The following is a 12533-nucleotide window of genomic DNA, read 5'->3' as shown; positions in this document are numbered from 1 at the left end:
TTATACACATTTTTTATAGGGATATGTGTGAATAATATATACCAAATGGTTGATTATTTATCATAAAAACTCAAATAACCCTCTCATAAAATAAAACCTTTTTCATTCAATCACTCCCAGTCAAAAATTTACCAACTTGCTTAAACGGGTAAAATTTTAAAAACTCTCTAGCCACAACCTAAATCTTGAGCTATTTTCTGCTAACATACCCCCTTAATGTGTGGGACATACACCACAAAAAGCCGAGCTATCCCTCACCACTAACCACTTTCATTCAATTTTTTTAATCATTTAATGCTGTAACTCATGACTATGAATATCCAACAGGCACTCAATAACATTACCAAGAACATCCATCTGACCCAGCCACAAATGGAAGATGTCATGCGTAGTATCATGCAAGGTGAAGCCACAGATGCTCAAATTGGTGCACTAATGATGGGTTTGCGCATGAAGGGTGAGAGTATTGATGAAATTACTGCTGCTGCACGTATCATGCGGGAATTCGCGATTAAAATTGATGTCAGTGATATTCCTCATCTCGTCGATATCGTGGGTACAGGTGGTGATGGTCAAAACTTATTTAATGTTTCAACCGCTTCAAGTTTTGTGATCGCTGCTGCGGGAGCAACCATTGCTAAACATGGTAACCGTGGCGTATCCAGCAAATCTGGTTCTTCTGATGTACTTGAACAGATTGGCATTCAGCTCGATTTAGACATGCAGCAAACTGAACGCTGTATCCGTGAAATGGGTGTTGGTTTTCTGTTTGCACCAAATCATCATAAAGCCATGAAATATGCAGTGGCACCCCGTCGTGAATTGGGTATCCGCAGTATTTTTAACTTACTTGGTCCTCTCACCAACCCTGCTGGCGTAAATCGTTTTGTGATTGGCGTATTCTCAGATGAATTGTGTCGTCCAATTGCTGAAGTATTAAAACAGCTTGGTGCCGAGCATGTACTGGTTGTACATTCTAAAGATGGCCTAGATGAAATTAGTTTGGCTGCACCAACTGCTGTGGCCGAACTTAAAGATGGCGAGATTACCGAATGGACGCTAAACCCTGAAGACGTTGGTATTGCCTCTCAAACTCTCACAGGGTTAGTCGTCAATAGTTCAGAAGAAAGCTTAAAACTGATTAAAGATGCTTTAAGTCGGGACAAATCAGACGTTGGTGAAAAAGCAGCAAATATGATTGCACTGAATGCAGGTGCAGGCATTTACGTCGCAGGCATGACCAAAACCTATAAACAAGCCGTTGAGTTGGCTCAAGATATTCTTTATGGCGGACAAGCGCTAGAAAAAATGAGTATCTTGGCTGAATTTACCAAGACATTGAAACAATATCAGGCAGACTAAGGACTTCTCATGATCGATATTCAAAATACCATTTTAGGTAAAATTGTTGACCGCAAACATGAGGAACTTGTAGCACGTTTAAAACAACGTAACTTACATGATGTCGAGCAGTGGGCAAATGAAGCAACACCTGTACGTGGTTTTGCCAATGCTTTACAGCACAAACGCCCTGCTGTAATTGCTGAAATTAAAAAAGCATCACCGTCTAAAGGCATCATTCGTGCAGATTTCAATCCTGCTGAGATTGCCCAACAATATGAGCAGGCGGGTGCTGCTTGCTTGTCGGTATTGACCGATGTGGATTTCTTCCAAGGTGCAGACGAAAATATTGCGATTGCACGTCAGCATTGTGCCCTACCAGCTTTGCGTAAAGACTTTTTGATTGATCCTTACAGTGTGGTTGAAGCACGTGCACTGCAAGCGGATTGTATTTTATTGATCGTGGCTTGTTTATCTGACCAACAACTGGAAGAAATGTCGAAGACCGCATTTGAACAGCAGTTAGATGTGTTAGTTGAAGTGCATGATGAATATGAATTAGAACGTGCGCTAAAACTTTCTGAGCAATGTATTTTGGGTGTGAATAACCGTAATCTTAAAACCTTTGATGTTGATTTAAATACCTCATTGCGTTTAAAGAAATTATTACCTGCTGCTCGTGTTTTAGTCACTGAAAGTGGAATTGCCACACCTGCTGATGTAGAAATGATGCAAGCCAATGATATTCATACGTTCCTTGTGGGCGAAAGTTTTATGAAGCAGCCTCGCCCTGATCAAGCATTTAATCAATTGTTTGGACAGCCTGAGCAAATTTAAGTAAATAAGGTTCAAGGTGAGATTTTACCTTGGACCTTAATACGTCAGAATCAGATCTTTTCTCTATTTCTTACAAACCATCAATTAATAAAATCTATATTCCAAATAAAAGCTATAATCTATCTAAATATTCCAACATTTTTATGTCATGCTTATCTTTCAAATACTCATCTTTACTCTTAAAAGAAGCTTCTTTTATAGATTCAATGCTTGGAGTAACTTCACTAGATGAAATATAAACATAATTATTAAAACTGCTCACAACTACTTTTATATTCGTTACATCTTGCCCCATCACCAAAGTATTCGTTGATCTCATTTTTGCATATTTATCTTTATATTTTGCATAGACAATATAATCACTGTATTGATTAATCTTAGTTTTTTTATAATCTTGACTAGAACCATCTTTGTATAAAGCGAAAAAAGTATTTGTCTGTCCAACTTTTTTATCAATTTCATAACCATTCAATAGATAACCATATGTATTTAAAATAATTTTTAAATCTTTTTTCTCTATATTTTCATTTAATACAATATCAATATTAGTTTCATATTTTTTCATAGACTTAGTTACCAATAATATAATAATCGCGCTAACAATCATTATTCCGAGACCAATTTTTTTATTCAACCTAAAGTTTCCTGTGATCATTAAATTGACTTTGAAATGCTCTTTCTATTAGCACTCCATTCATATATTTCTTCATAGGCATAGCTGGAGGAGACTTTTTAGGAATACCACGGGTTGCAGCCCATCCATCTCCTTTGATTGAAGCCACCATATATGTAAAATTTACGCTCCATCCTGTATCCATGTTTCTTAAAACGCTACTATCCCTCTGGTCAGGATAAAAAGAAGGTTTTGCTGGGCTTGTTTGTCCCCATACTTCAACATCTTTAAAGTTTGGGGAATTAGATAAATCTTCTGCAAAGACTCTCGCGTTATATTCATCTGTTGCTGTATTACAACCAAACATCGCGAAACGAGACTTTGCTGCCCATTGAAAATCAATAAGTGACCAACCAGCTAATTTCATTTGATATCCCTCTGGTTCGACACTACATGGCACAGATCCTGTAGGGCCATCATACCAAGCATGAGAAAAAATATTGACTTCTTTAATTTCGACTTTTCCTATTCCTCCTCTTTTCTGAATAGAACTTGCCACTGTAGTAATAATTTCAGCTATGTCTTGAATTGGTACATTAAAAATTAAATGTCTTTCTGGATCAAACCATGAAGCTTTTTCAATATTATGTCTTCTTGTTTTAGCCGAAAAATACATTAAATCATCACCTCTATGATTCTGAGTAGTATAGAACAAAAGAAACAATTGTTTTTTCTTAGTAATTTTAACGTGATGCGTGTTATTTTCCGCGGAAGCCGTAACAGCCGTTGAAATTTGTCTTTGTAAAATTGTCATCTTTACTCTAGCTCTAGATGAATTTTTATACTTTTCTCTTCACTCGAAAAAAATGTAGAAGAATAGCCTTCTTTATCTGTAATACCTTTGACCTCTGCTCCATTAGGATAAGTTGCTGTATAAGCTATATTTCTATATGGTTTTCCTTCATCATCAGTAAATAAGTACCGTAAGTTATAATTGGTTCCCTCAGGCAAAAAAGGAAGTTTTGAATCTATTTTTTCTCCATTTTTAAACAAATGCTGTCCAGCTTTTGCCTCAAACTTTGCCTGAGTAATAAACGTAATACCTGCTTTATTAATAATTACCTGCGAGCCGCCAGCCATTCAGACACCTATCTTTTTATAAAAATATAAAATAAATCAATTATCGCTTAATATATAACAGACGAATTTAAAAAATATGGAACCATGACTTTTATCATCGCCATTCAGTTGAATGATAGCATCATTATCGCTGCGGACAATAAAAAAATCACGTTAAAGAATACTGGAGAAATTCAATTCAATAAAGATAAGCTATCAAAACTTTATCCATGGAAACACGGATTAATAACAGGCACAGGAGAGGCTCATGTTATACATCGAGCAACATCCATTTTTAAGAGTTTGACATTTCCAGATATTAATGAACTACCAGAATGTCTAAATATTTCTAGATATTTAAGGGAGTTAGAAGTTGGTAAAGGTTATTACCAAATTGAAAATACAAAATTACTGTGCTCCTATTCTGACAGTACAGGCGTACAACTTTATAAAATCGAAAGATTTGAACCATCTCAAGAATACACTATGGTTCCTATCCAATCGATGGATATCATTATTTGGCTATTCTACCCAGACATTACATTAATCGAAACAGATCTTCAAAGTCTTTATAAAAATATAAAAGATTATCAAGCATTTCCTAACGATGAAGCTTGGTTATCCCATTATATTAGTCAACTCGCCCCTATCTATAAAAAACAAAGTAAAATAGATACATTAATGAGCTCGAGTTTCGATGTTTTTCTTCAAACAAAAAATGTTTGCTCAATGTGGCATATTCCTAATCAACAGAATATACCAATAGATTTAACATATTATTATGAGCAGGAAACTAACTCATAGGCTTACAATGATATTGTTCTTAGAACCATGCATACCTTTCCCATGAATGCAAGACAGTTCAAATCAGCACGGTTTCAGACTATAATTTTACCCCTCTCTGCTATCTTGCCTGTTTTCTAAAATTATGAGTAAACATGATTCATCGCTTTCTAAAGATCAGTTTAATTTACTGAAAGCCTTTAAAAAGCAAATCTCCAACCCACAGTCTAGCGCTGTTGCGAAACAAGCTGAGTCAAAAAAGACCCAAGCTGTTGCTGAAGAGTTGGAAGATACAGAGCTTTTTAAAAAAGCCCTTTTAGGGGTAAAGCCAATCGACAATCAAAATATTGCCGATACTCGAGTTGCGCGTCGTAAAAAAATCGATGCCCAAACCTTGGCAAAACGTGCCGCAGCGGAAGGTGGAGCAGAACAAGAGCTCACAGAGATTTCAGATACTCAAGCGATCTTAAATCCTGTTGCAAGCCAAGCGACTTTAAGCTACCGCATTGCGACCTTACAGCACAAAGTATTTGAAGACTTGAAAGCAGGTAAAATCCGCTGGTTTGAAGCCGTCGACCTGCATGGTTGTACCGTTGAACAAGCACGAGCTGCTGTTTTACAAGTGCTCCAAATGGCAAAAGATGAAAATCAAAATGTCGTTAAAATTGTGCATGGCAAAGGCCCTGAAGCGATTTTAAAAACCTATGTGAACGGTTGGCTCAGACAGCATCGTGATGTTCTTGCTTTCGTCAGCGCACCCGAAAATCAAGGGGGTACAGGAGCAGTTTTAGTCCTGCTCAAACGTGCCGAAAAGAACCCTAAGTACAAACAGTAATCGGCATTTTTATCAAAACTAAGATTTCCAATCGTTTTCTGATACAATTGCCGTTTTTGTTCAACCCACCTAAGTGAACATTGTTATGTCTATGCAGCAATCGTACGCAAATATCTTAACTGCCGTTGGTGAAGACTTAAATCGCCCTGGCTTAAAAGATACGCCAATGCGTGCGGCTAAAGCTTTCTCTTTTTTAACTTCTGGCTATAGCAAAACGCTTGAAGAAGTTACAAATAGTGCGCTCTTCCCTTCCGATAACCATGAAATGGTATTGGTCAAAAATATTGAATTTTATTCGCTGTGTGAACATCACCTACTGCCATTCTATGGTCGTGTCCACATTGCTTATTTACCTGAAGGTCAAGTTTTAGGTTTATCAAAATTTGCGCGCATTACAGAAATGTTTGCACGTCGTCTCCAAGTACAAGAGAACCTGACGCAGCAAATTGCAGAAGCAGTTGCTGAAGTGACTCAAGCACGTGGTGTTGCAGTTGTGATTGACTCTGCGCATATGTGTATGATGATGCGTGGTGTTGGCAAACAAGAATCAACCACTCGTACGGTTTCTTTTGTTGGAGATTTTAAAACTGACAAAGATGTACGTCGTGAATTCTTAAGCGCTGTTCCTGAAAATTATTAAGCTGAGCAGCGTAGATGTCCTCTGTTCAGATAGCAGGTTTAGGTGAGTTAGTTCAAGGTGAAGCCAGTATTGATTATCCTCGTCCCGATCGTTTGGTTCGAGGTAATCCTGAACGTTTAACCTATAGTTTATATGAACATCCACATATGAACTGCGGCATTTGGCAATGTGAAGTCGGTGCTTGGAATATTCAATTTGCTGAAAACAAACAAGAGTTCTTTCAAGTCATTGAAGGGATTGTACGTATCCATGATGCAAAGACCAATACTTTTATTGAAGTGACTGCTGGAAATGCAGGAATTATCCCACCCGCATTTGTCGGTACATTTGAAGTCATTGAAGCCGTTAAAAAATACTACGTCATTGTTGAAGTCTAGATATTCTAAATTGACCTGATCCGAACGGCATCTTATCTAAAAAAACAAAACATAACCTAAACCTACTTTATTCCAGTCTTTATGATCCTGCTCTTCAAAATCCCAATTTAAACGTAAAGCATGGTTTGTATTTAGACTATATTGAAGCTGTGTACCGACTCTTAAGTTCCATTGACTTATATCTTGCCAATACGGTAATTCCACCTGTACCACGCTGTTTATATTATCAGACCATACATTCATACAACCTACAGTTGGCCCAGCTCCAACGCGCCAGCCTTGATCTAAATTTTTCCCGCCCTGAATATGGCTTTGTACTTGGGCATAACACAGATGTCGACGATCATAATCTGCCACGCTATAACCGACTTGCATATTCAGATTCATCACGCCATGTTGCGCATCTTCACTAAATTGTCCCTTCTCAATCGCTTCTTGTTTCCAACCAAAATTAAAACCCCAAGTGATTGGCGCTTTAAATGGCTGAATCGGGTTATAGGAGTTCACTGATAATAGATCTAAATGTTCGAGCTTGAGCTTGTCCTCACGGTATTGCAAACTGCCATCTAAAAATAAGAGTTGCGTCCCTGTCCGATAGCCTCCTTGAGGATCGATCAGATCATGATAAGCCTGACGCTGACCCAGCTCAACAAACTTCTGTCCCTGCGCTTCACCAATATTCACAGAAAGATTACGCGCATGATGCCCTTCTACAGGCTGCTTTTTCGGGCGCTCTGGTTCTTGACGTTGCTTATCAATTTCGATTTGGCTTCGTTCAGCAAGTAATTGTCGTAATTGTGGTTGGGCAAACTCTGCATCTACTTTATGACTAATATATTGTAGATATAAATCATCATAAGCCATTTCTAAAATCTTGGCCTGATCTTGCTGAGTATAGATTTTTAAAATGGGTTGAACTTGATCAGTCTGGGTAAAAGCAACCTGATGAGCAACTTTAGCCAGTTGTGTCCCATGCTGTTTCGCCTGCGAAAGCAGCTGTGTTTCCAAAGCTGGTCGATATACCACTTCTTTTACTAAATTTTGTTGATCTACTGCCTTCAAGGTTTCAATCGGAATCGCAGCATAGTTAAATTGCTGTTTTAAGTTTAAAGTTGGACGCACTAAATCAATTAGGCCAAGTAAACGGTAAGCACAGTTATCACTAACAAAATAATAAGGGAAACTCACATGCTGCATTTCCCAAATATGTTCAACCAAAAAACGGGTTTCTTCGGGTGTTAAATTAAGCTCATATTCCCATAGATCACGGCTTTCAAAATCACCATATTCTTTGACTTTACGATAATACGGCATTAGTGAATATTCACCAGGATACTGCCCTGTTAAGCCCTTCCATGCATAGGACCAGTTATCATCACCTTTCACTGTGGCAGCATAGTTTACTGCATAAGACACTAGGTTAAGTTGCTTCTGATCTTTAGGGTCTAAACGTAGCAAAGTATGCCCAAACATCGAACTTGGATTGCCCATAAAGTCAGTGGCATAAATCAAAGTGGCCTTATACGGCTTGATCTGGTTAATCCATTCCTCAAATTCAGTACAATTGGCTTGGGGAAGTTGTGTCGACTCAATATTCAACTGCTGCATCAACCAGCGACTACGTGCGGGAAATTTACAACGGATGGATTGGTTATCGGCAGATTGAAGAAATAAAGCTTTAATATCTGCTTGTAATTCACTCTTTAAATTTGTTTTGCCATCTTTGGCATAAAAATAGCCTGCATAAGTAACTTCACTCTTTTGTTTTTGATCGGCATACATCAAGCGTTGCCATGTGGTTTGCTGATCTAATTGTTTTTGTTGGGCAAGGTCTAAATACTTCTGCAAATCAGATTCAACCGAGGCATGTGCAAAATGACACATCAAAGACGTAAATACAAAAGTAGCTAATTTCATTCAATCGCAATTTTTTAAAATAATCAGAATAGGTATAAGAAAACCCTGCCATCAGGACAGGGTTTTATCAGGCGACAAATTAAACGTATGCTTTAAGCACTGCGTCTTTTGCCATCACACTTTGTAAAGCATCTAAAACTTGAAGTGAGTTTGTATTTTTGCTTGAATAAATTTCAGCAAAGTTTGCTTTAGATACAGCAAAGAAACGTGCTTTATCATTGGCTTTAATTTGCATTAATTCAGCGAGTACATTTAAGCTTTCGCCTTGGCCAACTGACATATCACGTGCTAAAGATTCAGCATTTTCATTGGTGAATGTCACCACTTGCGCTGTTACTGTACCACCTTGACGACAACCTAAAGTACCAAATGTAATACCAAGTAATTGGTTAGTAAAAATACCATTGGTTGTCGCAGCAAGAATTTTAGGTGCAACACCTTTTTTACCTGCCCAAATTTGTGTACCAGCACCACAACCAACATCGTTGTCAGCCATTGCAACAGTTGAACCAGCGGCTAATAAAGCGGCTAAGGCAATTTTCTTTAACATAGGAACGATCTCCAGCATAAATTATATTAACTATTTTTTATCACTATTGTGTTGTGTAATTCTTCTTACACAAAAGTTAAAATAACGAGGTTAGCAGGCTTTAGCAAATAATTTTTGAAATATATCTGAAATATTCATAACATAATTGAATGAAATATAAGGTCTGCTAAAAGAACAATAAACTGCTTAATTCAATTTCCAAGATCCGTTTTTATCACGCGTGCCCAAAATTTTTAATACCAAGACCAAACTAAGTAGTAATAAGAGGTACCAAGAACCTAACTTACCCCAACCTACCATGTGCCATGCATCGACTTGGCTTGGGTATAGCCAAATTTTATAGAAGGTACTGATATTCTCCGCAATCCAGATTAAGAAGGCAAGCAACAATAAAATGGGTAGCATAGGCACTTTAAAACGCTGTTGCTGCAACTGAAAATAAAGCCGAGTTTTCCAGAAAATTACGATACTCCAAATAAACAGTGCAATACGAATATCAGGAATAAAAAACTTGGTCATAAAGTTGAGATAAGACAACACCGCCAAACAAAGCATATTCCCAAAATTCGGCAAACTCTCGAATGAAACGTTATAGAGTCGCAAAGAACGAGCAAAAAAACTCCCCACTGCTGAATACATAAACCCCGCAAACAATGGCACAGTAAGTAACTTTAATACCGCTGGTTGTGGGTACTGCCATGAGGCAATCGATGGATGGGTCAAAAATATTTCCATTCCCATCGCCATGATATGAAACAGAGCAATCACTTTTGCTTCTGCCCATGACTCAAGCTTTAAATAGATCAAACAGACTTGAATGATCAAGGCATAAAACAACAAATAATCATAACGAAAGAAGCCCCAATATTCATGACTTCCCATCGGTGCGGTGACTGCAAATGCAATCAGAAGCAACAACCCAAATAAGGCAGCCGAAGCTGCCTTAAAGATAAAGTTGAGCGGTAATACAATCAACTGCACAAAACTGATCCTAGCGTGTTTAATTGGAAATGCTTAAAAACATCAACCTAAATATTTAGCACTGTATTCATGAACAGTATCTACAAAAATCTTCGGTTGTGATGGATCTACCCATTGGGTAATACCATGACCTAAATTTGCGATATAGCCTGTTTTATCACCATTGGCATAAGCATCATCAATCATTGCTTTCACTGATTTTTCAATTGAAGCAGCTGAACCATAAAGCACTGCTGGATCTAAATTACCTTGTAAAGCTGCTCGTCCGGCAACCACATCACGCGCAGTATAAAGCGGTGTGGTCCAATCTAAACCAAATGCATCAGCACCTGTAGTTAGCATCGTTTCCAACCACTGGCCACCACCTTTTGTGAACACAATAATCGGAATACGTTGACCATCTTTTTCACGTTGGAGACCCGCAATAATTTTGGTCATATAGTTCAATGAGAACTCAACATATTCTCGATGTGCCAATGCACCGCCCCAACTATCAAAAATCTGAATCGCTTGAGCACCTGCATCAATTTGCGCATTCAAATAATCAATCACTGAATCAGCCAAATGATCTAACAAAGCATGTAACACTTCTGGCTGCGCGTACATCATATTTTTAATGAAGCGAAACTCTTTACTTGATCCACCCTCAACCATATAAGTCGCTAAAGTCCACGGACTTCCAGAGAAACCAATCAAAGGAACTTGACCATTTAAAGCAGAACGAATGGTCGAAACCGCATTCATCACATAAGCAAGATCAGACTTGGCATTTAATTTAGGTAAATTTGCCACATCTTGTTCAGTACGAACTGTTTTATGAAACTTTGGGCCTTCACCCGTTTCAAAATACAGACCTAAACCTAATGCATCAGGTACCGTTAAAATGTCAGAAAATAGAATCGCTGCATCAAGCTCGTAACGGCGTAAAGGCTGTAAAGTCACTTCACAGGCAAAGTCATTATTTTTACATAGAGACAAGAAATCCCCTGCCTGTGCACGAGTTTCACGATATTCTGGTAAATAACGCCCTGCTTGACGCATCATCCATACAGGTGTGGTGTCTACAGGCTCACGTAATAAAGCTCGTAAAAAACGATCATTTTTCAACGTTGTCATGACCAATCTCTAAATTTTCTCGTGTAGGCCGCATAATAGCAAAGTTGACCCCAAATTTATAATTGCAATTGCACACAGTAAGTCAGTCTTCAAAATAAATTTTCGCTTTGACACAAAACTGCTACTGCAAGCTGCATCATTTTCTGTAATACTTGCAATATCTTATATCCCAATATGAATAATTCTTAAGGTTGAATTACATGTTTGTTCGCTCATTACTCGCTATGAGTTTAAGTTGTATTCTTGCTAATGTTGCTTTTGCTGCTCCAACAACTGAGCAACCATTAAACCCCAAAAAAATATCTGCGGCAGTACAAGACCCAATTGATCCTTTAGCTGTTGACCGTGCTGCATCAAACGTAACTGCACAGCCAGCTTCGAGTGTTGCTGCAACAGCAGCATCTGAACCACAAGTAAATACGGGTGCTGCATCTGTTGTATCGCAACAATTAGAAAATACACCTGATGCGAAAACGACAACAACTGCTCCGGCCGTTCCTGCTTCTTGGACAATGGATGCCATCAACGCTGCCGAATGGCCAGAAGGCTTACCTAAAGGACAAAACCCTGCATACGCACGTGCGCATGTGATGTTAAACAATTCACACGCTTCTCCTGGTGCAATTGATGGTTCAAATGGTAAAAATACGCTAAAAGCGATTGCATCATTCCAGCAAATGAATGGTTTAACCCCAACAGGTCAGTTAACTAAAGAAACATGGGATGCTTTGGTTGCAAAGCAAACTAAGCCAGCATATGTTGAATATACGATTACTGATGCTGACCTAAAAGGTCCATATGCAGATTCGATTCCTTCAGACTATGCACTACAAGCAAAAATGAAAGGTTTGTACTACACTCGCGTCACAGAGATGTTGGGTGAAAAATTCCATATGGATGAGCGCTTCCTGAAGCAACTCAATCCAAATGCAAGTTTCAAAAAAGCAGGCGAAAAGATTATTGTTGCCAATGTTCGCAATGACTTACCAGAAGATATTCATTTAATCGTTGCACATAAAGGCGCAAGACAGCTTTATTTATTCAACAGTCGTAATCAAATGATTGCGTCATTTCCTGCAACAATTGGCAGTACTGACACACCTTCTCCAGAAGGTACTTATAAAGTAGTCGGTGTTGCAAAAAATCCTTGGTATAGTTATTCACCATCTAATTTTGTGCAAGGTAAAAATCTTAAACCACTTTCTCTGCCACCAGGTCCAAATGCACCCGTTGGTAACATTTGGATTGGTTTAAGCAAAAAGTCTTTCGGTATCCACGGTACACCAAACCCATCTTTAATTTCTAAAACTGCATCACATGGTTGTATCCGTTTGACCAACTGGGATGCAAACGACTTAGGTGCTAAAGTACGCTCAGGTGTAACTGTAAAATTCTTAGAATAATCTAGATTATTCAAGTCAGAA

General features: G+C 38.2%; 14 protein-coding genes. 7 read left to right on the top strand and 7 right to left on the bottom strand.

The features are described 5' to 3' along the window. The first annotated feature begins 312 nt into the window (after nt 1-312). Both trpD and trpC read left to right on the top strand, forming a co-directional pair. Complete coding sequence (trpD, locus tag F909_RS18260) at nt 313-1362, top strand: anthranilate phosphoribosyltransferase (RefSeq protein ID WP_032877580.1); 1050 nt, start codon at nt 313-315, stop codon at nt 1360-1362. A 9-nt stretch (nt 1363-1371) separates the two neighbouring features. Further along, the gene (trpC, locus tag F909_RS18265) at nt 1372-2178 is read left to right on the top strand and encodes an indole-3-glycerol phosphate synthase TrpC (RefSeq protein ID WP_005145369.1); all 807 of its coding nucleotides are present in this window, start codon (nt 1372-1374) and stop codon (nt 2176-2178) included. 112 nt (nt 2179-2290) lie between these two features. Here trpC and F909_RS18270 read toward each other — a convergent pair whose 3' ends face one another. The 3 genes from F909_RS18270 to F909_RS18280 are packed head-to-tail and all read right to left on the bottom strand — an operon-like array spanning nt 2291 to nt 3931. Continuing rightward, nucleotides 2291-2812 carry a hypothetical protein gene (locus tag F909_RS18270; protein WP_157407560.1) on the bottom strand — a complete coding sequence of 174 codons (522 nt, stop codon included), beginning with the start codon at nt 2810-2812 and terminating at the stop codon, nt 2291-2293. Between the two features lies 1 nt (nt 2813). Beyond that, nucleotides 2814-3605, bottom strand: a complete 792-nt coding sequence (locus tag F909_RS18275) for a hypothetical protein (protein WP_005145365.1) — start codon at nt 3603-3605, stop codon at nt 2814-2816. Between the two features lie 2 nt (nt 3606-3607). Beyond that, nucleotides 3608-3931: a hypothetical protein gene (locus F909_RS18280; protein WP_005145364.1), complete on the bottom strand. Its 324-nt coding sequence runs from the start codon at nt 3929-3931 to the stop codon at nt 3608-3610. An 84-nt stretch (nt 3932-4015) separates the two neighbouring features. On the opposite strand from F909_RS18280, the gene F909_RS18285 reads away from it, so the two are divergent. The 4 genes from F909_RS18285 (at nt 4016) to F909_RS18300 (ending at nt 6545) form a co-directional block, all read left to right on the top strand. Then, nucleotides 4016-4714 (top strand): hypothetical protein, encoded by a 699-nt coding sequence (locus F909_RS18285; RefSeq protein WP_005145362.1) that lies wholly within the window; start codon nt 4016-4018, stop codon nt 4712-4714. Nucleotides 4715-4838: 124 nt separating this feature from the next. Further along, nucleotides 4839-5528, top strand: coding sequence for a Smr/MutS family protein (locus F909_RS18290; RefSeq protein ID WP_005145360.1), 690 nt, complete (start codon nt 4839-4841; stop codon nt 5526-5528). 91 nt (nt 5529-5619) lie between these two features. Further along, on the top strand, nt 5620-6168 hold the full coding sequence (gene folE / locus F909_RS18295; protein ID WP_005202404.1) for a GTP cyclohydrolase I FolE: 549 nt from the start codon (nt 5620-5622) through the stop codon (nt 6166-6168). Nucleotides 6169-6182: 14 nt separating this feature from the next. Then, complete coding sequence (locus F909_RS18300; RefSeq protein WP_005145357.1) at nt 6183-6545, top strand: cupin domain-containing protein; 363 nt, start codon at nt 6183-6185, stop codon at nt 6543-6545. Between the two features lie 36 nt (nt 6546-6581). Here the strand turns inward: F909_RS18300 and F909_RS18305 are convergent, their stop codons facing one another. The 4 genes from F909_RS18305 to hemE form a co-directional block, all read right to left on the bottom strand. Further along, nucleotides 6582-8462, bottom strand: coding sequence for an Lnb N-terminal periplasmic domain-containing protein (locus F909_RS18305; RefSeq protein WP_005145354.1), 1881 nt, complete (start codon nt 8460-8462; stop codon nt 6582-6584). A gap of 79 nt (nt 8463-8541) precedes the next feature. Next, the gene (locus F909_RS18310; RefSeq protein ID WP_005145349.1) at nt 8542-9012 is read right to left on the bottom strand and encodes a DUF3015 family protein; all 471 of its coding nucleotides are present in this window, start codon (nt 9010-9012) and stop codon (nt 8542-8544) included. Between the two features lie 186 nt (nt 9013-9198). Further along, nucleotides 9199-9993 (bottom strand): DUF817 family protein, encoded by a 795-nt coding sequence (locus F909_RS18315; RefSeq protein ID WP_005145345.1) that lies wholly within the window; start codon nt 9991-9993, stop codon nt 9199-9201. Nucleotides 9994-10035: 42 nt separating this feature from the next. Further along, nucleotides 10036-11109 carry a uroporphyrinogen decarboxylase gene (gene hemE, locus F909_RS18320; RefSeq protein WP_005145342.1) on the bottom strand — a complete coding sequence of 358 codons (1074 nt, stop codon included), beginning with the start codon at nt 11107-11109 and terminating at the stop codon, nt 10036-10038. 200 nt (nt 11110-11309) lie between these two features. Between hemE and F909_RS18325 the strand changes: the two genes are divergently transcribed. Beyond that, entirely contained in the window at nt 11310-12512 is a 1203-nt protein-coding gene (locus F909_RS18325) for a L,D-transpeptidase family protein (protein ID WP_005145339.1), read from the top strand. Nucleotides 12513-12533 lie beyond the last annotated feature (21 nt).

Source organism: Acinetobacter sp. ANC 3929 (assembly GCF_000369405.1).
GTDB lineage: Bacteria > Pseudomonadota > Gammaproteobacteria > Pseudomonadales > Moraxellaceae > Acinetobacter.
This window is presented reverse-complemented; position numbering and strand designations above follow the sequence as displayed.